This is a genomic window from Baaleninema sp. (assembly GCF_049974805.1).
Classification (GTDB): Bacteria; Cyanobacteriota; Cyanobacteriia; order Cyanobacteriales; family Geitlerinemataceae; genus Baaleninema.
This window is the reverse complement of the sequence record NZ_JBNGCO010000059.1, coordinates 1-22,349: the sequence shown is the minus strand read 5'-3', so window position 1 is coordinate 22,349 and position 22,349 is coordinate 1. Positions and strand designations below refer to the sequence as shown.

General features: G+C 53.6%; 21 protein-coding genes. 13 read left to right on the top strand and 8 right to left on the bottom strand.

Annotation, left to right across the window (positions count from 1 at the left end; translation table 11 throughout):
- The first annotated feature begins 30 nt into the window (after positions 1 to 30).
- Positions 31 to 801 carry a carbohydrate ABC transporter permease gene (locus ACP5D4_RS12645; protein WP_428011988.1) on the top strand — a complete coding sequence of 257 codons (771 nt, stop codon included), beginning with the start codon at positions 31 to 33 and terminating at the stop codon, positions 799 to 801.
- Positions 802 to 894: 93 nt separating this feature from the next.
- Here ACP5D4_RS12645 and ACP5D4_RS12640 read toward each other — a convergent pair whose 3' ends face one another.
- A complete protein-coding gene (locus ACP5D4_RS12640) occupies positions 895 to 1,662 on the bottom strand; it encodes a peptidase (RefSeq protein ID WP_428011980.1) in 768 nt (255 codons plus the stop codon).
- A 28-nt stretch (positions 1,663 to 1,690) separates the two neighbouring features.
- Between ACP5D4_RS12640 and ACP5D4_RS12635 the strand changes: the two genes are divergently transcribed.
- The 7 genes from ACP5D4_RS12635 (at position 1,691) to ACP5D4_RS12605 (ending at position 4,154) form a co-directional block, all read left to right on the top strand.
- Positions 1,691 to 1,819 carry a hypothetical protein gene (locus ACP5D4_RS12635; RefSeq protein ID WP_428011979.1) on the top strand — a complete coding sequence of 43 codons (129 nt, stop codon included), beginning with the start codon at positions 1,691 to 1,693 and terminating at the stop codon, positions 1,817 to 1,819.
- Between the two features lie 48 nt (positions 1,820 to 1,867).
- The gene (locus ACP5D4_RS12630; protein WP_428011978.1) at positions 1,868 to 2,236 is read left to right on the top strand and encodes a rubredoxin; all 369 of its coding nucleotides are present in this window, start codon (positions 1,868 to 1,870) and stop codon (positions 2,234 to 2,236) included.
- Between the two features lie 80 nt (positions 2,237 to 2,316).
- On the top strand, positions 2,317 to 3,321 hold the full coding sequence (locus ACP5D4_RS12625; RefSeq protein WP_428011977.1) for a photosynthesis system II assembly factor Ycf48: 1,005 nt from the start codon (positions 2,317 to 2,319) through the stop codon (positions 3,319 to 3,321).
- A 108-nt stretch (positions 3,322 to 3,429) separates the two neighbouring features.
- Complete coding sequence (gene psbE / locus ACP5D4_RS12620) at positions 3,430 to 3,675, top strand: cytochrome b559 subunit alpha (protein ID WP_428011976.1); 246 nt, start codon at positions 3,430 to 3,432, stop codon at positions 3,673 to 3,675.
- A 36-nt stretch (positions 3,676 to 3,711) separates the two neighbouring features.
- On the top strand, positions 3,712 to 3,843 hold the full coding sequence (gene psbF, locus ACP5D4_RS12615; protein ID WP_428011975.1) for a cytochrome b559 subunit beta: 132 nt from the start codon (positions 3,712 to 3,714) through the stop codon (positions 3,841 to 3,843).
- Positions 3,844 to 3,852: 9 nt separating this feature from the next.
- Positions 3,853 to 3,975 carry a photosystem II reaction center protein L gene (locus ACP5D4_RS12610; protein WP_428011974.1) on the top strand — a complete coding sequence of 41 codons (123 nt, stop codon included), beginning with the start codon at positions 3,853 to 3,855 and terminating at the stop codon, positions 3,973 to 3,975.
- 59 nt (positions 3,976 to 4,034) lie between these two features.
- Entirely contained in the window at positions 4,035 to 4,154 is a 120-nt protein-coding gene (locus tag ACP5D4_RS12605) for a photosystem II reaction center protein J (protein WP_071592116.1), read from the top strand.
- Positions 4,155 to 4,696: 542 nt separating this feature from the next.
- On the opposite strand, the gene ACP5D4_RS12600 is transcribed toward ACP5D4_RS12605, so the two are convergent.
- The 6 genes from ACP5D4_RS12600 to ACP5D4_RS12575 form a co-directional block, all read right to left on the bottom strand.
- Positions 4,697 to 5,236, bottom strand: a complete 540-nt coding sequence (locus ACP5D4_RS12600; protein WP_428011973.1) for an NAD(P)H-quinone oxidoreductase subunit J — start codon at positions 5,234 to 5,236, stop codon at positions 4,697 to 4,699.
- On the bottom strand, positions 5,229 to 5,966 hold the full coding sequence (locus ACP5D4_RS12595) for an NADH dehydrogenase subunit K (protein WP_428011972.1): 738 nt from the start codon (positions 5,964 to 5,966) through the stop codon (positions 5,229 to 5,231). The genes ACP5D4_RS12600 and ACP5D4_RS12595 overlap by 8 nt, the downstream gene beginning before the upstream one ends.
- Positions 5,957 to 6,319: a photosynthetic/respiratory NAD(P)H-quinone oxidoreductase subunit C gene (gene ndhC / locus ACP5D4_RS12590; protein WP_017662390.1), complete on the bottom strand. Its 363-nt coding sequence runs from the start codon at positions 6,317 to 6,319 to the stop codon at positions 5,957 to 5,959. Before ndhC ends, ACP5D4_RS12595 begins: the two co-directional genes overlap by 10 nt.
- 232 nt (positions 6,320 to 6,551) lie before the next feature.
- Complete coding sequence (locus ACP5D4_RS12585; protein WP_428011971.1) at positions 6,552 to 8,231, bottom strand: glycosyl hydrolase family 28-related protein; 1,680 nt, start codon at positions 8,229 to 8,231, stop codon at positions 6,552 to 6,554.
- A 33-nt stretch (positions 8,232 to 8,264) separates the two neighbouring features.
- On the bottom strand, positions 8,265 to 9,662 hold the full coding sequence (locus ACP5D4_RS12580) for a folate/biopterin family MFS transporter (RefSeq protein ID WP_428011970.1): 1,398 nt from the start codon (positions 9,660 to 9,662) through the stop codon (positions 8,265 to 8,267).
- A gap of 107 nt (positions 9,663 to 9,769) precedes the next feature.
- Positions 9,770 to 10,546, bottom strand: coding sequence for a TIGR01458 family HAD-type hydrolase (locus ACP5D4_RS12575; protein WP_428011969.1), 777 nt, complete (start codon positions 10,544 to 10,546; stop codon positions 9,770 to 9,772).
- 308 nt (positions 10,547 to 10,854) lie between these two features.
- Between ACP5D4_RS12575 and ACP5D4_RS12570 the strand changes: the two genes are divergently transcribed.
- Positions 10,855 to 11,439 (top strand): NADPH-dependent FMN reductase, encoded by a 585-nt coding sequence (locus ACP5D4_RS12570; protein ID WP_428011968.1) that lies wholly within the window; start codon positions 10,855 to 10,857, stop codon positions 11,437 to 11,439.
- 275 nt (positions 11,440 to 11,714) lie between these two features.
- Here ACP5D4_RS12570 and ACP5D4_RS12565 read toward each other — a convergent pair whose 3' ends face one another.
- Positions 11,715 to 13,655: a hypothetical protein gene (locus tag ACP5D4_RS12565; RefSeq protein WP_428011967.1), complete on the bottom strand. Its 1,941-nt coding sequence runs from the start codon at positions 13,653 to 13,655 to the stop codon at positions 11,715 to 11,717.
- Between the two features lie 296 nt (positions 13,656 to 13,951).
- On the opposite strand from ACP5D4_RS12565, the gene ACP5D4_RS12560 reads away from it, so the two are divergent.
- The 4 genes from ACP5D4_RS12560 to ACP5D4_RS12545 all read left to right on the top strand — a co-directional run bounded on the left by ACP5D4_RS12560 (position 13,952) and on the right by ACP5D4_RS12545 (position 22,316).
- A complete protein-coding gene (locus ACP5D4_RS12560; RefSeq protein WP_428011966.1) occupies positions 13,952 to 18,868 on the top strand; it encodes an AAA family ATPase in 4,917 nt (1,638 codons plus the stop codon).
- 341 nt (positions 18,869 to 19,209) lie between these two features.
- Positions 19,210 to 20,574: an adenylate/guanylate cyclase domain-containing protein gene (locus ACP5D4_RS12555; protein ID WP_428011965.1), complete on the top strand. Its 1,365-nt coding sequence runs from the start codon at positions 19,210 to 19,212 to the stop codon at positions 20,572 to 20,574.
- A 587-nt stretch (positions 20,575 to 21,161) separates the two neighbouring features.
- On the top strand, positions 21,162 to 21,464 hold the full coding sequence (locus ACP5D4_RS12550; RefSeq protein WP_428011964.1) for a hypothetical protein: 303 nt from the start codon (positions 21,162 to 21,164) through the stop codon (positions 21,462 to 21,464).
- 48 nt (positions 21,465 to 21,512) lie between these two features.
- Entirely contained in the window at positions 21,513 to 22,316 is an 804-nt protein-coding gene (locus tag ACP5D4_RS12545) for an SIMPL domain-containing protein (protein WP_428011963.1), read from the top strand.
- Positions 22,317 to 22,349 lie beyond the last annotated feature (33 nt).

Sequence of the window (22,349 nt, the reverse complement as noted above, 5' to 3'; positions counted from 1 at the left end):
CGATCGCGGCGCTTATACTTGCTTTTTCTAATGGTTGGGGCGGCGATCGTCCTCTTTCCCCTCCTCATCGTCCTGCGTGCCTCGTTTGCCCCCTCGGGGTCGCTATTGAGTTTAGATCTCAACGGACCCTGGTCTCTGGAAAACTACCAACAGGCTTGGCAACAGGGGAATTTTTGGCGAGCCTTCGCCAATTCCACCTTCGTCGCCCTCGCCGTCACCGCCTTCCAAGCCGTCACCTCCGCTCTGGCCGGTTACGCCCTAGCTCGCTTGCGCTTTTGGGGGCGTCGCGGCTTGCTGACGTTGGTTGTTGCCACTCTGGCCATTCCCTTCCAACTCCTCGTCCTTCCCATCTTTCTCGTCCTGAAATGGGGGCATCTCCTCAACACCTACGGCGCGTTGATTTTACCCACCGCCGTCAACGGCTTCGGCATTTTCTTAATGCGACAGTATTTCGTTACGGTTCCCGTCGAACTCGAAGAAGCGGCCGCCCTCGACGGAGCGAACCGCTTGCAGATTCTTTGGAACGTCATGCTTCCCCTCTCTCGTCCGGCGTTAGTGGCCTTGGGGCTGTTTGCCTTTATCGGAGAGTGGAACGATTTATTTAAACCCCTCGTTTTTACCACCCGTCCGGAACTGCGAACGGTACAGTTAGCCCTGGCAGAATTTCAAGAACAATTTACGAATAACTGGCCGCTGCTCATGGCAGCCGTGGCCATCGCCACCGTTCCTGTCTTAATCCTGTTTCTCCTCGGACAACGCCAGTTCGTGCGCGGCATCGCCACAACTGGCGTGAAGCAGTGACGATAAGATGAGGCGATCGGAGGTGGGGGGCTTGTCGATCGCTCTAGAGTACACCGACCCCATCCCCATTACCCCGATCGCACCATCATCCCATCAATCGATCGCAATTTCCTGCCCGTCGATGCCTACGTCGTCTTGCCATTCGATATCGGGCATTTCCTCGAAGGTCTGGCGAACGGCGTCTTCCCAATATTTGCGGATTTTGGCCAGATAGGGACTTCCCAGGCGCAGCCGCAACCGATGGCGAATCTCAAACGTATCTCGCTGGTACATGAGGACGTTAATCGGCGGTCCGACGGAAATGTTCGATTTCATCGTGGAATCGATCGACAATACGGCACTTTTAACCACCATATCCAGAGGCGTATCGAACCCTAACAGTCGATCGAGGATGGGTTTGCCGTATTTGGTTTCGCCGATTTGCAGAAACGGCGTTTCTCGCGTCGCTTGAATGCAGTTTCCTTGGGGATACACCAGAAATACCATCGGCTCTTCTCCGGCAATCTGTCCCCCCACGAGAAAGTTACATTGAAAATCGATATTGTCTCGCTTGAACCAGGGTCGATCGATCTCTTGGATCTGGCGAATTTTACCCCCAATGTAGCGGGCGACATCGTAAAGACTCTCGAGGCTGTAGAGGTTGGGGTCCACTTGATTCTTGATATCTCGGTGAACTTCATGCATCACCGATTGCGTCACCGACAGATTGCCACTCGTACATAAGACGATGGCGCGATCGCCCGGTGCCGTGAAATCGAAAATCTTGTGATAGGTCGAAATATAATCGACCCCCGCGTTCGTGCGCGAGTCGGCACCAAACACGAGACCGTCAGCGTTCAGGATGCCCAGACAGTAGGTCATTGAGTTTCTTAAAATAAATTCCTGATAAATGAGAGGCCGTTCGGCCGTCGGTGCAAAGCAGTTCGATCTTACCGGACGGTCGATCGAGCGGTACAGTCGCCATGGCGACGTTTCCCCCAAAAATCGCGATCGAGGGGCGGACGCTTCTATGTCATAATATTTAACAGTTTTTTTAAGGTTGGCTGACAAACCCACACGCCGAGTCATGGATACCCACGAATCCAACGATCTGCAACCCGATGCTACTCCGCAATCGGAACCGCCCGAACTCGATCGTTACGAGTGTCGCGCCTGCGGCTACGTTTACGAACCCGAACTCGGAGATAACACGCGGAACGTCGCGCCGGGAACTCCTTTCGAGGAGTTGTCCCTCGCTTGGCGTTGTCCGGTTTGCGGCGCCCGTAAAAATGCCTTTGCTAACGTCGGACCGAAAGGAACGGCATCTGGATTTAAAGAAAATTTCGGTTACGGCCTCGGCGTCAATCGGCTGACGCCGACTCAAAAAACACTGTTAATTTTTGGCGGGCTGGGACTGGGATTTTTATTCATGCTCAGTCTCTACGGTTTGCAGTAAACTGTCCGACATCGGGCAAACGCCTGCCACCGCCCCCACTCGTCAGAAGTGCCAACGACCGACTACGATTGAAAGACCCGATGAAAGCTATCCTGCAACCTTTTAAATCGATCTCGATCGCCCTGGCTGCGGTTTTCCTCCTCGTAGGATGCAGCTACGCGCCGCCGCTAGACGGAAATCCCTGGCAAGTTCAATCGTTACCCACCGATTCGACGTTCGCTGACATCGCCTTTACCGACGACCTCTCTCGAGGTTGGCTCGTCGGCAGCAACGCCACCCTCTTCGAGACGGACGACGGAGGGCAAACCTGGAAAGCTCGGCCTTTGGACTTCGACGGGGAAAAAGTTCGCTTGAACTCCGTCAGTTTTTCCGGCGATGAAGGCTGGATTGTCGGCGAACCGGCCGTGTTACTCCACACCCTCGACGGTGGAGAAACCTGGTATCGCGTCCCCTTAAGCGAAAAATTGCCGGGAAGTCCCAGCACCATTACCGCCTTGGGACCTCACTCGGCGGAAATGACCACCAACGTCGGCGCCATTTACCGCACGGAAAACGACGGTCAAAACTGGACGGGACTCGTGCAGGAAGCCCTCGGGGTATTTCGCAACATTTCTCGGGCTGAAGACGGAAAATACGTCGCCGTTTCCTCTCGCGGAAACTTCTTCTCGATTTGGAATCCCGACGGCGACACCTGGGAACCGTTCAACCGCCAAAGCTCTCGCCGCTTGCAAAATATGGGCTTTACCCCCGACGGCAGCTTGTGGGTTCTGGCCCGGGGCGGACAGTTACAGTTCAGCCAACCCAACGACCCCGAAAGTTGGCTCGAACCGCTGTATCCAGAATTCTCCAGCAGTTGGGGACTGCTCGATTTGGCCTATCGCACCCCCGAGGAAATGTGGGTTGTCGGGGGAGGCGGTAACTTAATGGTGAGCTTTGATGGCGGAGAGACTTGGTTGAAAGACCGGGAAATCGAAGACGTTCCCTCTAACTTAAACCGCGTTAAATTTATTAACTCGGAGTTAGGCTTTATCTTGGGGCAACGAGGAACGTTACTCCGCTACGAAGGGCCGTCAGAACCCGCATAAATTCCTAGAACAGCCGCTACCTTCGGGTAGCGGTTACTTGTGAGTGTATCGCGGTTTTTGTATGATAGGGTTTGAGTTTTAAGCTATTGTAAGGAGACGTTTAACAACATGGCAGGTACTACCGGAGAGCGTCCGTTTTCAGACATTATTACCAGTGTTCGCTACTGGCTGATCCACGCCGTAACGATTCCGATGTTGTTCGTTGCAGGCTGGTTGTTCGTCAGCACGGGCTTGGCTTACGATGTGTTCGGCACGCCGCGCCCCGATGAATACTACACCAAACAGCGCCTCGAATTGCCGATCGTTTCTGATCGCTTTGAAGGTCGCCAGCAAATCGAAGAATTTATCAAATAAACCGACAAGATCGCTGTTTAACGTGAGGTTTTAACCATGACCAATCCCACCAACGAACCCGTCTCCTATCCTATTTTTACGATTCGCTGGGTTGCCGTTCATACCCTGGCGATTCCGACGATTTTCTTCTTAGGCGCCATTGCCGCCATGCAATTCATTCAACGCTAGGAGTTATCCATGCCTACGAGACAGCCCAACCCTAACCGCCAGCCAGTCGAATTAAACCGCACCTCCCTCTATTTGGGACTGCTGCTGATTTTCGTGCTGGGCATTCTGTTTTCGAGTTACTTTTTCAACTAAATCGACATTGAATCGATTGTTTGTTCCTGTTGTTGAGTGAATTCAAGGAAATTACCCCCATGTCTGGAGATACCCGAATTCCCCTTTGGATTGTAGCCACGATCGCTGGACTCGGTGCCGTCGGAATCCTGGCGCTCTTTTTCTATGGGTCTTACGTCGGCGTCGGTTCGGCGATGTAAGACGGCGAAATTCGAGATTCGCCTGCGATCGACCTTCTCTCGCGAGGAGGTCGATTTGTTTTGTATGTCTCTGTGGCGAACACGAAAGAGTCCGGGAGCGTGGTAGCCCCGTGATTTTAATCCGGGGCGGAAACGCGACTCGTGCGGCTTTAGCCGCAGTGATATAATTGAATTACCTTCTCGATAACCCGAATGGAAGGGGCTTAACATCCCGTGAGGGCAGACTTGCATCACGCAGAAATGTCGGTAGCAAAGTGGTTCCATCGGCGAGAGATCAAAGGCGATCGCAAACAAGTAAAGGGAAGCCTTTGGGCAACCCATAGAGGCGTATTTGACTTCGCCTATGAGTCCGACAAGTCGGAAGTTCTGAAATCCCTCCGGGGAATCCCCGTCGCTTCAGCGCGGGGAGTAGTCAATGCTTGAAACCCCGCTTATCGAAATAACCCCCATTCTTTACCACATTTCTGCAAAAAAAGCAATACCCCCAACCTTAAAAAAGTCGGGGGTAAACTCGAGTCGAGCCGTGCGCCATTAATACGTCATTAATAAGCGTCTTGAAGCTCGTAGAAATCCGGCGAAATATAATCTTTCCGCAGCGGCCAACCTTTCCAATCTTCCGGCATCAACAACCGCTTCAAATTGGGATGTCCTTCGTAGACGATGCCGTACATATCGTAAGATTCGCGCTCTTGCCAGTCTGCCCCTTTCCAAATCCAGTACACCGACGGCACTTTCGGGTTGGCGCGGGGTAAAAACACCTTTAACCGCACTTCTTCGGGTTTGTGGGCGTTGTCGCTGACCTTAATCAGGTGGTAGAAGCTCACCAACTCGCCACCCGGCCCGGTGTCGTAAGCGCCCTGACATTGCAAATAGTTGAAGCCGTAGGCGTACAACGCCGTCGCCACCGGAATCAGAACGTCCGCGTCTACCTTCAGGAGTTCCACTCCCAAATTGTCCCGTTCGAGGGCGTCGTGGTTAAAGCCGTTTTCCGTCAGCCAACTCGAAACCGGGCCGGCGGGAACGGGTTTGTTTTCCGGGTTTTCTTGAGCTTGTTCGCCTTGATTTTTCGACTCTTCAGCCACGATTTTCCTCCTGCTTGACGGTAGATTGAAGGGCGGGGGGAACGGGCATTCCCATCGCTTCGGTGAGTTCTTTTGGCGGCGTGTGACGCGCTTGAGAGCGCATATATTCCCCGGTGAGAATCGGATCGACCGATTTCATTTTGTGGGAAATCGTATGATAGCGGTGGGTTTGTTGGTTCTGACCCCGTTCGATTAACGACTCGTTGGCCACTTTCTTCCGCAGTTTGACGATCGCATCGAAAATGGCTTCCGGACGCGGAGGGCATCCGGGAATATAAACGTCAACCGGGATGAGTTTGTCAACGCCACGCACCGCACTGGGGGAATCCACGCTGAACATTCCGCCGGTGATGGTGCAAGCTCCCATCGCGATGACGTATTTGGGTTCGGGCATCTGTTCGTACAGACGCACGACAGCCGGCGCCATTTTCATAGTGATGGTGCCAGCGGTGATGATTAAGTCCGCTTGTCGCGGGCTGTTCCGGGGAACTAAGCCGAAGCGATCGAAGTCGAATCGAGAGCCGATCAGTGCGGCAAATTCGATGAAACAGCAGGCTGTTCCGTACATCATCGGCCAGAGACTCGACAGACGCGCCCAGTTATAGAGGTCGTCTACCGTCGTCAGAACGATGTTTTCGGACAGTTCTTGCGTCACTTGCGGACGCTCGGGAGGGTTAAACAGTTTTTGCGCTGATGGATTTGTTAGATTTGCGTTGTCGCTCATGACCATTCCAATGCTCCTTTACGCCAGGCGTAAACTAAGGCAATCACTAGGATCGCGATAAAAATCAGCGCTTCGATAAACGCCAAGAGTCCCAGTCGGTGGAATGCCACCGCCCAGGGATACAGAAAGACTGTTTCCACATCGAAGACGACGAAGACCAGCGCGAACATATAGTAGCGAATGTTGAACTGAATCCACGCCCCGCCGATGGGTTCCATGCCGGACTCGTAAGTGGTGTTGCGCTCTAAACCCAAGCTTTTGGGTCGGACTAGCTTCGAGACGGTCAAGGCCAGAACTGGCACGAGACCGCAGATAATCAGGAAGCCTAGGAAATATTCGTAACCGCTGAGAACAAACACAGGTGCTAACGTCTTTACTTATATTTACACTCATGATAATCGAGGGATCGCGAGATCTCAAGGAAGGTTAAGGACTCGGGCGGATATCCACCTGGCGCGATCGACCTTGAGTTTTAGGGTTCGTCAACCCTCGACCAGTCCTTAGTTTAAAGCAATGAGGGCCGGGGTCGATCGCTTCGATCGAACTCGATCGCTTATCGCTATTATTTGAACTTTCGTTTTCAGTCCGAGGCTAATCCGAACAAGCTTTCTCCTCAAATCCCCGGTTATCGCGAAGCTGCACGTGACACGATCGCAAAATCGCCCCGCTTCCATCGCCGCGATTCCCCACCACCGAGTTATTGCGTCCTCCGGCTTTCGCCACCACGCTAATACTCCCCTTGAGGATGTTGTTTTCGACTCGGACGTTTTCCATCGAATGGGGGCGATCGTTCGTGTCGGCGACGACGTAAATCGCCGATATATCTGAATAATCCGGCGGTTCGATGCGATTGTTGTCGATCGAAACCTCGCGAATATCCCCCACTTTATACAAGCCAATATAAGCGTTACCGCGATTGCCTCCGATCGTCGCCCCGTTGACGGTCGTTCCGCCACAACAGGCTTGAATCAAAATCCCTTCCCCGTCTACGCTGAGATAGTTGGTACTTCCCAAACGGTGACGGTACACCTCGAAATCGTTCCCGATAACCTCAACGTTCCACCCCGACCAATCGATCCCTCGATTTTCTAACGTATTCGCACCGCGCGGTTCTCGCAATCCCGTGGCGTCCGTCCACCATTGTTTGTTGCGATCGTCGCGAATTACGTTGTCGCGAATCACTAACCCCTCTCCGGCGGCGTGAATGGCGACGCGCATGGTGTGATACACCCAGTTGTCGCGAATTGTAACGCCTTTGCGAAACAGTTCGGGGGCAGTTTCTGGGGTTTCTGACGGCTCGAAGCGTCCCGATCGATTGACGATGATTCCGTAGTGATTGCCGTAATGAAACGGGACTTTACTGCCGTCGTTGTAGGTGATAGTTTTGCTGTTGTCGAGGGATTTTACGGTATATCCCGGCTGCTCGAAATTGTCGGTAATGGCATCGTTTAGGCGGTTGTTGGCGACTAAAACGTTTTCGCGAGCGTCGATGTCAATATTTGCCGCGAAGCGATAACTGTAACGAAACCAGGGTTTTTGAAACGAGCGATCGGGAATATTTGGATCGGGTTCGGCTACGTTGTTACTGCGAACGCCAAATACGACAAAATCCCGCATTTCCGTGATTTTAGGATTTCCCGAAAATTTAATTCCGGCGCGATCGATCTCTAAATTGATTAAACCAATCTTTTTATCATAGTTTGGCTGTTTTGTCAATATTTTTTTAAACGCCGTCTCGTTGGGCGTACCGTTGCCGGAAAAACGAGGTTCGTATTTGGGAAACTCCAAGCGCGTCGGCGGTCGAAAATTCGAGGATTTCGCATCCTGCACCCTAGGCGTCTCCCCTCGCACCACGACACCGTCCGCTAACTCCAAATCCTCCGAAAAACGGTAAGTTCCAGCGGGAAAGTACACCACGCCACCGCCGTTGTTCGAGGCGGCGTCTCGGGCGTCTCGAAACCGCTCGTCGAGGCTGTTTCCGGGGAAATCCTCGATGTTGTAAACGCATTGCCAGCGGATTTCGTTCGTCCAGGGATAAGCAGAATTTCCGTAGGCGGCGGCGATGGGATTGTCTGTTTCGGCGGGGGTTTCGGTTCCGCAATTGCTGACGAGGCGAGGTAGTGAAACCGGGGTTGAGGGTTGGGTGGGTGAGGGTTGACTCGAAACGACGTCTTTACCGGGATAGGTACGGTATAAGACGTAAATTCCGAGGACGAACGCGAAAGATAACAGGGCGATCGCCACATATCGCCATTTGCCAGGAGAGTTCACAATCGATCGCCTCCGTGAATACCTGGAACCTCCTCAAACCCCAATTCCTTCTTCGATCGCATCCAATTCTGGCACGGCATCTTCCGACGGCGGTAAACTCGTTTCCGCATCGTCGTCGCCACCCCCCGAGGCACTACTCGAGGGCAGCCAGTTGACGAAAGGCAACGGCAGTAACGTACTCAAGTTCGTGATGATTACCAACAGCCAGAGATTATCAAAATTGCTTTCGGTGATGTTCATCCAGTGCATCAACATCGCACCGAACTCGTAAGACACCATCCCCGCAATGTTCGACACCGACATCAACAGGGCGAACAACGTCGCTTCGACACCACTCGGACACAACCGCGCTGCCAACACCAACACGGGCATAAACGCAATTTGTCCCATCACCGTCAATACTAAACTGTCGCCGAGACTGAACCAGCGATCGTCGATACCGATCGCGCGGTTGGCGTGGGTGACGAGAATTAACGCTGTCATCCCCAATATTGCCGAGAGTACCGTAGACCAGGCGAAAATGGTGCGGAAGGGAACGGATTTGAAGAACCGTTGAAACAGCCAAATCCCCAACAGCGAAGCAAGACTCGTCACTAAACGAACTCGTCCGAGAAATTCCGGTTGAAAGTTCAGTTCGTTGGTGGTGAAGTAGAAAAAGGCAGCGTCGGCGGTTGGCGTCGCTTGCCACAGAAATAGAAACGCCGTCGGAAGCCAAATCGCTTTCTGTGTCACGGCGTTTTTCAGTTGTCCGACTTGCTTCTTCACGCTGTCGAAGTGAATGCGATCGATCGTCGGTTCTTCCGCAATCAACCACGCCACGCAGGAGACAATCAGCGGAAACGTCGCCGTAATCGCAAACATCGTCCGCGTACTGAAGATTTCCAGCAGCGAACCGCTGAGATAGGCGGTAATCAACCCTCCTACCGCTGACGCCCCCCAAGTCACCGATTGCAGAGAACCCGCTTCGCTTTGGGACTCTTTTCTCGCCCGTTCCACCACCAGGGAATCGACGATGACATCGCTCACCGCCACGGAAAGGGAACCGAGGGAAATGGCAGCAATCGCTTGCCAAGGGCGCGTGACGACTGTTGCCAGCGTCAGCCAGGAAAACGCCCCCAGAAACCCCGAGAGAATCAAATACGGGCGGCGACGATAGCCGAAAATGGGCAATCCATCGGAGATGAAGCCAAACAGCGGTTTAATCGTCCACGGAAGGGCGACAATCCCCAAGAGGGCAGAGGTTTCCGCCGGACTGAGTCCGAGATCGTCTTTGAGGAAAAAGCTGACGGCGAGACGGGCTAACCCTAGAATTCCCTGGACGAAGTACACCAGGAGAATCGCAAAGAGTTCGGGCGTCGGTTCGTTGCCGAACAGGACTTTTTCCTTCAGTCTGTCTTTTATTCGATCGATACCGGATTGAGAAACCACCATTGATTAACAAAACTTCAAATTATCCGTTGCTTTATCTTAACGAGTCCCTTCCGAAGACGAGAGGAGAGGAGATCCGAACCGTCATCGAATCGTTACAAGAATTGGTATTACAGCAAATTGGCTAAGTCGGCGATCGAATCCAAAATGCGATCGGGACGCACGGGGGCTTCCTCCGCCAGTTCCGGGCGGTACTTGCCAGTTTTCACCAAAACCCCCATCAGCCCAGCTTTTTGCGCTCCTCCCACATCGGAATAAATATCGTCACCGACGAGGGCGACATTGTACGGCGACAGGTTCAAATCGCTTAAGGCTAATTTAAAGAACGACGGTGACGGCTTCCCGATAACGGTGGCGGTTTTTCCACTGGCGTACTCCAATCCCGTGACGAACGCCCCGATATCGAGTTGAAGTCCCTGCTCTCCTTCGCAGTAGCGACCTTTATGGAGGGCGACGAGTTCCGCACCCCGGACTAACATCCCGAAAATGTCGTTCATTAGGTTGTAATCCCAGCGATCGCCGATATCGCCGATGACGATGACATCCGGTTCGGTATCGGATTGTTGGAATTCGGAAAACTCCCGTTTGGCGTCTTCTGAGAGCAACAGGTGACATTTGGGGTTTTCCATCTGTCTCAGGTGTAGAACGGCGGCGTAGGGGGCGCTAACGATATCTTTTTTCTCGATAGGAAGTCCCAAATTTAGGAGTTTTTGGTGGAAGGTGTCGATCGATTGAGTGGTGGTATTGGTAATGTAGCGACAGGGAATCTCTCGAGATTTCAGAGTTTTAATGGTGTCGATGGCGCCGTCGATGAGGCGGTTTCCCACGTAAAACACGCCGTTGAGGTCGAGGAGAAAAGCATCGATACCCGGAAAAGCGTCAGTCATGGTTTTGAAATTCGATCGAATTGGCGATGGATTTAGAACGCCGCGACGAAATCTCGTTTCGTCTAGGCGATCGCAAGTGTACGATCGATCTCGTTCAGCGAGACTGCGAATTTAAGGCGTTGCGAAACACCCTCGCCGCTTCCAATCGAGATGTCTCAGCCATCAACTTCTCAACAAGTCATCGCTGTATCTCGTCCTGGCGCGACTCCCATCCTGTATTTTAAAACTGTCGCTTTAGGCGATCGCCCCGAAATTCGCGACAATACAGAACAACCGAGAACATTTTGCAAAATTGGGAGAACCCATCCGTGAGCGAAACGCCCAAAATTCTCGCCTTGGCAGGCAGTGCTAGAAACGGCTCGTTTAACAAAAAACTGGTGAAAATCGCCGCATCGGGGGCAGAAGCCGCCGGAGCGCAAGTCACCTATCTCGATTTCCGAGATTTGCCCCTTCCCCTCTACGACGCCGATTTGGAGGCGGAATCGGGGATTCCTGAAAATGCCATGCGCTTGAAAGAGCTGATGAAATCCCATCAAGGCTTTTTGATTTCCTGTCCTGAATACAACAGCTCGATTACGCCCTTGCTGAAAAATGCCATCGACTGGGCGTCTCGTCCGGAACCGGGAGAACCGCCCCTGTCGTTGACTTGTTTTCGCGGGAAAACGGCGGCGATTATGAGTGCTGCCGCTGGCGGCTTGGGAGGAATGCGCGGTCTCGTCCACCTGCGGGATATTCTCGGGAATATCGGTGTGTTGGTCTTGCCCAGCGAGAAATCTATCCCCAATGCTTATGAGGCGTTCGATGAGAGCGATCGCCTCGTAAACCAGCAGCATCAATCAACAGTGGAAGATTTGGGCAAGCAACTGGCTGAAGTCGTCCGGAAACTGGCTTAGACTTGTGTTTCGCCGATTGAATTGTTTTTTTAAACAACTCGATCGGCGCGTCGCGATCGAGGGGTTGCTCGCAGCAGAAGAGTTTGCTAGAATAAAAGTGTAAGCTAAGGGGGTAATATGTCTATACACTTGATTTTTTAATCAACAGCCCCTGTAAGGGGAGGGGAAGTTGAAGAAAGAAGCAGAGTTTGCTAGAATAAAAGTGTAAGCTAAGGGGGTAATATGTCTATACACTTGATTTTTTAATCAATCTTCAAGAAGCCAAATAGCAAGGCTCAGATCGAAGAACCTCCAAAGCGAGACTTCTGCATAACTTCAGAAAGCAAAGCGGGGGGAAGTTGGGAAAAAGCGCGAGACTGGGCTTCAATGCCGCCGAGGTCGTAACACAGACGAACCGTGCGAGCGATCGCATCCACAGCCGTTTTCGCCCGTGAAGGTCGATCGCGCCAACCCCGAAACGCCTGAAGATGGCAATCCATCGCCCGTTGGAGGAGAGTTAACGCAGAAGAGCGATCGCACAGCGGCGCCAAGCGATCGAGCGCCAAACCGAGATTGTTGAACGTAGCCAGTCGATCGAACGTAAGAGACTGCAAAGACTCAGACACCTCGATGGCCGTTTCGTAAGCGGCGATCGACTGTTCCAAATAGGCTTTCGCCGTCGGCGGGTCGGACTGTTGCTGCTGCGCCAAATGCCAATAGGCCGTCCCCAAATTGTTCTGCGTCGCCGCACAACCGGCCGGAAAGCGATCGGGAGTACGATAGCGCAGCGCCTCTCGGTACGCCGCCACCGCCAAATGCAGACATTCCGGGGCGCGAGTTTGTTGAGAAAGCGTCCAATACGCCGTCCCGAGATTATTTTGCAACATCGCGTAATTAAGTTCGTCGCGATCGCAGCTATAGTAGTCCAACGCCGCCGCATAAGCAGCAATAGCCGCCTGGAGGTGCGTCGGCGCGTCCTCATATTGCGCCAAACTCCAATGCGCCGTTCCCAGATTGTTTTGAAGCGCCGCGTACTGCTGGGGGTCAGTATCAGGAGAATGAAAACACAACGCCGCTTCAAACGCAGCAATCGATCGCTTCCACTCCTTCGGACTCTGGCGAACCCGCGCCAAATCCGCGTACACCGAACCGATACTATGTTGCAACGTCGCCCAAATCTGCGGTTGAGTTTGAGAATCGAGGAGAGACAAGCCCTGACGGTAAGCGGTTAAACTCGCGTCCAAATCGCGAAGCATCCCCTCCCGAGGTTGCGATTTCGAGAGCAACCAATACAGCGTTCCAATTTCGTTGAGACTGGCGAGACTGCGTTCGGCGGCGTTAGGGTCGAGTTGCCACAGTTGCACGGCGCGGCGGTAGAGTTGAATCGCAACGCGGGCGCAACCTTGAGAAGGGGAATCTCCCTCGAGTCGTTCGCGATAGCGATTTCCCAGATGTTGGTATCGTTCCGCCAATTGCGACGAATTGGCCTTTCCCTCGTGCAGGCGATCGATCTGATTTAAGAGAGCCACCGGATCGATATTATCGAATTCCTGGCGCGTCGCCAGGATCGATCGCACCAACGCCGCATCAACATGTTTCCAAACCGGGGGCGGCGGAATACGTTTGGGCGATTGGCGTGACGGCGACGAACGAGGTGGCGGTGTCGTAGGGCGCATCGGCGCAGCCTGTCCGTTCGGTTCCCCGTGAAACTCGAAAACCCCCGTACAATGTTGCCAAAATTCCGGGGCGGACTGCTGGATGACATGCAGCCACGGACGAGAAATCCAAAAAATCAAACTCACATCCAGAGAAGCGATCGCAGCCGGAATCTCCCGTAAATGCTTGAGAAACGCCCATTGACTGGTGGCGGAACCTCGCGTGAGGGCTGAAATTCCCAACAGTTGCAATCCCCTCGGTTGGCTGCGAACCCTCGGCGTTAGAGAATCGCCAGAAGAGACGAGAACCCCGCGAATTTGCGTCAGGGGGTTAGGATTGGCAAGATCCAACTGAAGACTTTGTAGAAGTGCCTGTTGGTTGAGTTCCGTTTGCAGTTGCGCCGCCAGAACGTTCGATCGAACCGTATCGTCGCACACCGCCAAAAACAATTGTCGCCGCAATCCCAACGCAAAAGCCAATTTAAGCCTTTGGTAAACTTGTCGGTTGGCGTCGGACGATTCCGGGGTTGCAATTCCCGAAACCGTTAAAGGACTGGATGTCGAAGCGGGGGGAACGGACATAAGACGCGAAAGACGGCTGTGGAGGTCTATTCCTTTTTTCACCAATCCCGTTGACAGTCAGGAATTTACCAGAGATGCGATGAGAGTGCGATCGCAGTGATGGGATGAAGGGGAAAATACAGTATCAGTGCTTGACGATTTTTCGGTCTCGCGTGCGACACCCTATTTTTCAAGTCACGCACCCTACGGACTGTTCCCTGTCAACGTGACAACCTTTCGCCTGTCACGGTAGGCAAAAAAGCAGAGTCGGATTTGGTTAAACTGAATAAAGTCTCGTTTCTCTCGACACAAGACCCGTGACGAGACAGTTGCGTTTGAGAATCGCGTTTTTGCAAGCGACGGAGTCGGAGATGGATTTAGAACGCCAAAACGATACGTTACTGCGCGAATTGGCGTTCGCCATCGAATCGGCGCGAGGACAGTTCAAACTCATGTTCGCTCGCTGCAATTACGACGCCCTGCGATCGCATCTCCTCGAAAAACTCCGAAACCTCATTTCGGTGGATATCCTCGAACTTCGCCTGTCTCCCGATGCTTGTAGTCTCTTTCACGCAGTTAAAGCCGCCACAGAAACACAACCTCCAGCAGTTCTCTCCGTATCGGGATTGGACGATATCGCCAATCGCGATCGACTGTTACAAGCCACGAACCCCGTGCGGGAGGAATTTCGCAAACGCTTTCAGTTTCCCCTGTTACTCTGGGCGAACGACGAACTCTTAGCCCAACTGGTGCGACAAGTTCCCGACTTTGAAAGCTGGGGTATCACTTACGAATTTAGCCTGTCCGCACCGCAAATCCTCCATTGGATCGAAGCCCGTACCGAACGCGCCTTTCATACCGTTCTCCAGGCTTCCTCGACGCAACTGCTGGCTGTCGCCAGCGGCTTCGACGATCGCGATCGAAAAGAACTGCGATCGGCATTGCAAACCTTACAAAAACAGAAAGTTTCCCTCGAACCCTCCCTGCGGGCGTCCGTAGAGTTTCTCGTGGGACGCCACGCCTACGATCGCGATCGCCTCGACACCGCCCATCAATACTTCGATCGCAGCCTAAACTACTGGAACCACCAACCCCACGATCGCTCCCTCCTCGAAAAACGGGCGGTGGTGTCCCTGCACTTGGGACTCGTCCACCTGCGCCACTGCGACGCCACAGAAACCGAAGAACGGTTGAGCCACGCCAAAACCGCCCTGCAACAGAGTCTCGAGAGTTTCGATCGCGCCGGACGACAGGACTGCACCGCCGGACCCGTCACCCTTCTCGAAGAAATCCTCGATCGACTCGGACAGTGGACAGAACTCAAAGCCCTCGCCCATCGCGCCCTGACCCTGCACCAAACCCACGGCGTCCCCCTCCAACAGGCCATCGATTACAGATTCCTCGCCAAAGTCGCCGCCCTCGAAGAACGGTGGCACCGCGCCCACCTATGGGTTGACAAAGCGATGCAAGTTATGGTAATGCAAAAACGGGCTGCCCCCAACGACCCCGCCCCGTACCAAGCCTTACTGACCCAACAGTTTCGCCTCGACCTCGTAACCACCCAAAAACACCTCAACCAGTACGATCGCGCCCGAGACAACCTCGACTGCGCCTTAAAAGAACTGCCCGAGGCGTTGCGCGACCCCTCCCACCAACTCGACCCCCAACGGTACCTGCGGTGGCTGGATACCCTGAAAAACAGCTATCGCGGACATCGCCAGTATCTCGCCGCCTTCCACCTCAAACAACACCAGCGATCGATCGAGCAACAATACGGATTCCGCGCCTTCATCGGCGCCGGACAACTGCAACCGCAGCGTCAAACCCTTAACCTGCGGCGTCCTCACAACCAAGAACCTCGCGAACGCATCGCCCCGGAAATTCTGGCCTCTCCTCGCCAGTTCGATATCGATCGCCTCGTCGAACGCATCGCCCGCCCCGATCGCAAACTGATCGTTCTCTACGGTCCGTCGGGAGTCGGAAAAAGTTCCCTCGTCGATGCGGGATTAGTTCCAGCATTGCACCAATCCACCCTCGCCAGCCGCGAAGTGCTTCCGGTGGTGTTGCGAGTTTACAGCCAATGGCGCGATCGCCTCGCACGCCAACTCTACACCGCCTTAGTACAGGCCAACGCCAAATCCCTCGCCCTCAAATATCTCGCCCCCACCCAGGAAACGCACCTCGAACAACTTCTCGAGACATTAACGGCCATCGTCGATCGCAACCGCATCGTCGTTTTAATTTTCGACCAGTTTGAAGAATTTTTCTTCGTTCGCCCCCCCAACCCATACCGCCGCCTCTTTTACGAATTTCTCGATCGCTGCTTTAACATTCCTTACGTCAAAGTCGTACTGTCCCTGCGAGAAGATTACCTTCATTACCTCCTCGAATGCGATCGACAAATCCCCATCGACGCCATCGCCAACGACATCCTCAACAAAAACCACCGTTACTATCTCAGTAACTTTTCCCCCGACGACACCCGCCATCTCATTCGCCACCTCACCGCCACTCGCCCCCACCTCGAACTCGAAAACGCCCTCATCGACGAACTCGTGGGGGACTTATCCCGCGAAACCGGAGACGTGCGCCCCATCGAACTGCAAATCGTCGGCGCCAGCCTCCAAGAAGACAATATCACCACCCTCAACAAATACCGCCAACTCGGAACCCACCCCAAACAAGAACTCGTCGAACGCTTCCTCGAAGACGCCCTGTGCGACTGCGGCGCCGAAAACGAAGACATCGCCCGTCACATCCTCTACAGCCTCACCGACAAACACGGAAACCGCCCCATCAAATCCTACGGCGAACTGGTTCGAGACTTGAGCGGACAAGCCGACACCTTAGACTCCACATTCAAATCGGTACTCGACTTAATTCTCGAAATCTTTGTCAAATCCGGCTTAGTCTCCCTGCTTCCGGAAGTTCCCAACAACCGCTACCAACTGGTTCACGATTACCTCGTTCCCTTTATCCGCCAACACCGAGAACGAGCCGATTCCCAAGCCGTAGCCGACTTGCGGGCGCAAAACCAAAAACTCAGCCGCGAAAAAAACATCCTCCAACAACTGACCCTGGCCCAAAAACGCCAGCGCCAAAGCGATACTCGCCTCAAACGGTTTCTCGTCGCTGGGGCGGTGGTCTCGTTATTGGGGACTGTGACCTTGGGAATTTTCGCCAACGTCGCCCAGCGAGAACGCCGCAACGCCGCCATCGCCGAAATCGAAGCCCGTAACGCCGCCGCCGTGAGTCCTTCGACCCCCGACAGTTTCGCCGCCTTGTTGCAAAGTCTCTACGCCGCCTCTAAAATTCAACGACTCAACCCGCCGCCGGATTTGTCCTTACAAAGCGATACGGTGCGGAACCTCCAACAAAACCTGGACGCCGCACGGGAACGAAACCGCCTCGAAGGTCATCGTAACAGCGTCGTTGATGTCAGTTTCAGCGCCGACGGCTCGTTTATAGCTACCGCCAGTTGGGACGATACGGTACGGTTGTGGCATGGCAACGGCGAACTGATGGCAGTTCTCGCCGGACACGAAAAACCCGTCAACAGCGTGAGTATCAGTCCCGATGGAACCCTTATCGCCTCGGGAAGTTCCGACGGAACGGTGAAACTCTGGAACCGCGACGGTCGCCTCGTCAACACTTTAACCCCTGGGGCGATGGTGACGAGCGTGGCGTTTAGCCCAGATGGGGAAGTGTTGGCGGCGACGGGAGACGACGGAACTGTGCAATTGTGGACGGCGGCGGGAGAACGGTTAAACCGCTGGACGGGTCATGATGGGTTCGTGTTGGCGATGACCTTCGACCGGGAGGGAACCACCCTGTGGACCGCGGGAAGCGATCGAATCGCCGTGGCTTGGACGTTAGAGGGAACGGAAATTCAACGCCTGAACGGACATCAGGGGGAAGTGACAGGGATTTCCCTCGACTCCGACGGATCGATCGCCACCGTCAGCACGGACAAAACCCTAAAATTGTGGAATGCTGACGGAAGCCTCAGTCGATCGATTCCCACAGCGGATTTACTGTTCGACGTGAGTTTCAGCCCCGACGGAACCGCCCTCGCCACCACCGGAGAAGACCGAACGGTGAAACTCTGGAACCGTGACGGAAGCCTTCAGCAAACTCTGGCCGGACATCGAAACCGCGTCTGGGCCGTGAGTTTTAGCCCCACGGAAGACCTGTTAGCCACCGCCAGCACAGACACCACAGTCCGCCTGTGGCAACGGGAAAACCTTCGACGATCGACCCTAGCCGACCACGTCGCGACGGTCTGGGCCGTGAGTTTCAGCCCCACAGAAGACTTGGTCGCCACCGCCAGCGCCGATAAAACCGTCAAAATCTGGAACCTGGACGGAACGCTTCGCCAAACCCTCAACGGCCACCAAGACCGCGTTCACAGTATCGCGTTCAGCGGCGACGGACGCCAGTTTGTCACCGCCAGCGCCGACGGAACGGCAAGGTTGTGGAAGGTTGGCGAGGCCGAGTCCGCCAGGGTTTTCAACCACCCCGACAGCGTAAAAAGTGCCAGTTTCAGCCCCGACGGAACTTTTCTCGCCACCGCCAGCCGCGACGGATCGATCGTCATCTGGCGCGTCTCGGACGGGGTGCGCGTTCGCACCATCGCCGCCCACGCCGAACAGGTCAACGCTGTCATGTGGAGTCCCGACGGCAAAACTTTACTCTCGGCTAGCGACGATCGAACCTTTGCCCTCTGGTCCTTTGAGGGGGCGTTGTTGCAGCGCGTCGAAACCCCCAGTGCAGTGTATTGGGCCACCTTCGACCCCAAGGGAGAGGTCATCGCCACCGCCAGTAAAGACAATACGGTGAAGTTTTGGAACCGCGAGGGCGTCCACCTTCAGACCTTTGAGGGGAAAACGGCGTTGGAAGGCCATACCGCCCCGGTTAACTGGGTGAGTTTCAGTCCGGACGGAAACCTGTTGGCATCGGTGGGGAACGATCGCACCGTGAAACTCTGGCAGCCAGACGGAACCCTCGTGACGGAGTTTGAAGCCCACAACGACAGCATTCTCAGCGTCAGTTTCCATCCGAAAGGCCATCTGTTCGCCACCGCCAGCAAAGATGGAACGGCCAAACTTTGGTTGTTGCCCGAAGGCGACAATTTGCAGAGTTTGTTAGAACAAGGGTGTGGTTGGGTTCGCGATTATTTGCAAACCAATCCTCGCCTGCTCGATCGAGATCGCAACCTCTGCGATTTGCCATAACGATAAAATTCGCTCTATCTGGTTGGTTTTTCAGCCTTTCCCTTTGATTTGACGGGATGGCTCTCCAAAACTTTCTTCTCTATCTACAAACATCTCACTTTTTTCGAGCCGAGTCTGAAGCGCGATTAAGATGAAGGGGTAAGACTAGGAAGGGGTGAGAGTCGGTCGTGACATTGTGTCACCGAAGGGGTCGATGGCGTTAGCTCTCGATCGACCCCCCCAGGCGAAACCGACAAGTTTCCAAACCTCTGTTTGAAACATCTCCTCCTCGGGTGCGATATCCATCACGGTGTGCGAAAACCATGAATTTACTACCTCGGCAGAACTGGCTCGGAACAACAATGAGTCGGTTTTCGGAACTGTTGACCGCTTCGCCAACGCCACCGACCCATCCGGCGTATCGGCCGTGGCGCGATCGATTCGTCCGCAAACGCCTGACCTTGGGACTCGGACTCGTCTCCTGCGTTTATCTAACCTTTAGCGCCCTAGAACTCTGGCATTGGCTGTTCGAGAAAGCCAAATTTAACGCAGATTGGTCGATAATTCAGCTCGTCACCTTAATCTTGACGGGAATTTGTTTCGTACTGTTGCGATCGAAGTGGGGACGAACCCGACCCGGTTGGGTATTCGTCCTGTTTTCCGTCGCCCTGACCCTCACGCCCATCGTTCAACGGATACTGGTCGGACACCTAGAACCGGCGTTGATGGTCTGGCCGCTAGTCTTTCTCGGACAGGCCACCCTCATCCCCGTTTCTTGGCGACTTCACCTCCTGGCACAACTGATTCCCTTGGGGGTTTATCTGGGAGGGTTGAGTCTGCCCGGAATCACCTCCGACATCCCCATTGCCAATCTGACTCTCGGGGGATTAATCCTTTATCTGGGTTGGACTTGTACCATCTGCAACCTGTCAGTATTTTTCTACGAAAAGATGCAACGGGCGGAATTTACCGCTCGACGTCAGTTAGAAGAAGCTTACGATCGACTCTCCGACGAACAAAAGCGGTCTGAAGAGTTGTTGTTGAACATTCTGCCGAGTACCATCGCCCAACGGCTCAAAGCCCAAACTCAACATTGCGCCATCGCCGACAGTTTCTCCGACGCCGGGGTGTTGTTTGCTGATATCGTCGGCTTTACCAAACTCTCCGGGCAGATTTCTCCCCCTGAATTGGTCGAATTACTCAACGAAATCTTTTCGGAATTCGATCGACTGGCGGATTTACACGGCTTAGAAAAAATCAAAACCATCGGCGATGCCTACATGGCTGTGTCGGGATTGCCCGAACCTCGCGACGATTTCGACGAAGCCATTGCCGATATGGCCTTGGAAATGAAACGAGCCTTGGTGAAGTTCAACCAACGACATTCTCATCAGTTCCAAATGCGCATCGGTATCGCTGTCGGCCCCGTCGTCGCGGGGGTCATCGGCTTGAAAAAGTTTATTTACGACCTCTGGGGCGATACCGTTAACCTCGCCAGTCGTATGGAATCCCACGGACTCCCCGACGGTATTCAGGTGACCGAATCGACTTACGAACGCCTCAAAGATCGTTATGAGTTCCAGTCTCGGGGCATCATCGATATTAAAGGCAAAGGACCGATGACGACCTACCTCTTAATCGGACAACGGCCTTCCCTGAACTCTTCAACAACGCTGGTGGCAGGCGTTGCCCCTACCCAAACGCCGAAAAAAAACGCCCAGGATTGAAATCCGGGCGTTGCCATCAGGGTGCATCTACTGTATTTACTATAGCGGTGAGGGGTCTGACCCCGCAATCCGCTTTACAAAAAATTTACAATTTGGCGATCTCTGGAAGTTTTCCAGGGATAGAAAGGGTGGAACGGTTTACGTTGGCGTAAATCTGTTTAATTTTGCTGTAATCGCCTCAATCTGCCTAAAAAAAGCTCTATAAAGCTGTTTTTGGCTTTAATTGAGATTAAAAGGAGGTCAAAAAGTTTGTAGGTGGGGTTTCGTCGCCTCAACCGAACCGAGCGAGTTTAAAGAAAAATGGTAGAACATCACTTTCCGTAACGAGATGTGACAAAAAATTTACGCGATCGCCAGCAAATTTAGGCGAAAACACCGAATTCACGGGCAACTGAACCCAAAATTGCCAAAAACACCAAACATTTAAATTATCAAATTCTTATTAAGTCTTTTATATTTTTCGAGCAACGCCGGGTGAGCTTGCGCTTCAATAAAACTAGAAAAGCTATCAAAGAGCAGCTTGTCGGTCTCTCGAGATCGATCGAAACATCACAAAATATTGAGATTGTTTAATAAACGTAATACAGATGAAACGTCCTTCTCAACTGGTTCGGCTACTCTGGGATTTTTACCGCGAAGACCTCACCGAACTGAAACAACTAAAAATCCTCCAACACTGTAACGTTTTCCGGTTTTGGGGAATTCTATATATTCGATGTCAAACCCCCTCAACTGCCGAACTCGTCATGGCAGCAGAACCCCTTATCCAGATCCCCGTTCAAGAACTGCGACTGTCCAAAAAAATTAGAGTGCTAATCGGACGCAAAGCGATCGCCACCTTCGAGGTGGTTGGAAACCGCTCGAATTCAGAAATCCACGAGCGGTTGTAAACATTTCGAGTTACCTTGGATTCGATATTATCTAAAGAGCCAACTCGAATGTCTCAGCAATTTTTATCTCCTTTGGCGTCCCGTCGTGGCGTCAAGTGGCTGTTGGAAGTCGGTGCGATCTCCGTTTTGGGGATCGCACTGAACGTAGAAGCCTCTCTAGAAGCCATGGCGATCGAAAGCGAACCTCTAGAAGCTCCCACCCGTCTGTCTCAACTCTACGTGGGCGATCGCCCCATGATGACGACCTACGGTCGCGGTATAGCCAGTTCCCGCGCCGATACTGCCGAAATCCGCTTTTCCTTCGGCACCACCGATCCTGTAAGCACCGACTTCGATTCCGAAAGCGTCCAACCTATCTCAGAAGCGATGCTGCAACCCGTGACGAGAGCGATCGCCGCCCTGGGAATTCCCGACGACAACATCGAAGTGGAGATCGATCGCATCGATCCCCGAACCCTGTATCCCGGTCAACCTATGGCCACGGTTATCGTCACCCTGGATAACCCCACCTTCGCCACCATCAACGCCGTCAAAGACGCCGCCGAAACCACCACCCTCGAAAACCGATCGTTTTTCCTGTATTCCTCCTACGATACCTGTTTCGTCGAAGACTTCCTGCCCCTCGAAAACGAAGCCCGACTCTCAGCCATCGAAGACGCCCGTTACCGCATTCAAGCGATGGCGGAGGCGGTGAATACCACCGTCGGCGACATCCTCGCCACCATCGAAGTCCACAGCTACCGCCCCGTCTCCTCCACTTGTACCCCTGCGGCGGAAGACAGCGAACTCGGCTTGGATACCCCAGAAGTGGAAGTGGAACTAGGGGTATTATTGACGTTCTCCCCCGCCTGAAGGCAGGGGGATTCATCGTTCTACGAGTCTCCG

Bases quoted from the DNA above. Each gene is read 5' to 3' on its own strand.
- ACP5D4_RS12605 (WP_071592116.1), top strand. From the start codon at position 4,035: ATGTCTGGAGATACCCGAATTCCCCTTTGGATTGTAGCCACGATCGCT.
- ACP5D4_RS12625 (WP_428011977.1), top strand. From the start codon at position 2,317: ATGAAAGCTATCCTGCAACCTTTTAAATCGATCTCGATCGCCCTGGCT.
- ACP5D4_RS12635 (WP_428011979.1), top strand. From the start codon at position 1,691: ATGAGAGGCCGTTCGGCCGTCGGTGCAAAGCAGTTCGATCTTACCGGA.
- ACP5D4_RS12645 (WP_428011988.1), top strand. From the start codon at position 31: ATGGTTGGGGCGGCGATCGTCCTCTTTCCCCTCCTCATCGTCCTGCGT.
- psbF (WP_428011975.1), top strand. From the start codon at position 3,712: ATGACCAATCCCACCAACGAACCCGTCTCCTATCCTATTTTTACGATT.
- ACP5D4_RS12595 (WP_428011972.1), bottom strand. From the start codon at position 5,966: ATGGTCATGAGCGACAACGCAAATCTAACAAATCCATCAGCGCAAAAA.
- ACP5D4_RS12550 (WP_428011964.1), top strand. From the start codon at position 21,162: ATGAAACGTCCTTCTCAACTGGTTCGGCTACTCTGGGATTTTTACCGC.
- ACP5D4_RS12580 (WP_428011970.1), bottom strand. From the start codon at position 9,662: ATGGTGGTTTCTCAATCCGGTATCGATCGAATAAAAGACAGACTGAAG.
- psbE (WP_428011976.1), top strand. From the start codon at position 3,430: ATGGCAGGTACTACCGGAGAGCGTCCGTTTTCAGACATTATTACCAGT.
- ACP5D4_RS12610 (WP_428011974.1), top strand. From the start codon at position 3,853: ATGCCTACGAGACAGCCCAACCCTAACCGCCAGCCAGTCGAATTAAAC.
- ACP5D4_RS12555 (WP_428011965.1), top strand. From the start codon at position 19,210: ATGAGTCGGTTTTCGGAACTGTTGACCGCTTCGCCAACGCCACCGACC.
- ACP5D4_RS12630 (WP_428011978.1), top strand. From the start codon at position 1,868: ATGGATACCCACGAATCCAACGATCTGCAACCCGATGCTACTCCGCAA.
- ACP5D4_RS12565 (WP_428011967.1), bottom strand. From the start codon at position 13,655: ATGTCCGTTCCCCCCGCTTCGACATCCAGTCCTTTAACGGTTTCGGGA.
- ACP5D4_RS12545 (WP_428011963.1), top strand. From the start codon at position 21,513: ATGTCTCAGCAATTTTTATCTCCTTTGGCGTCCCGTCGTGGCGTCAAG.
- ACP5D4_RS12575 (WP_428011969.1), bottom strand. From the start codon at position 10,546: ATGACTGACGCTTTTCCGGGTATCGATGCTTTTCTCCTCGACCTCAAC.
- ACP5D4_RS12640 (WP_428011980.1), bottom strand. From the start codon at position 1,662: ATGACCTACTGTCTGGGCATCCTGAACGCTGACGGTCTCGTGTTTGGT.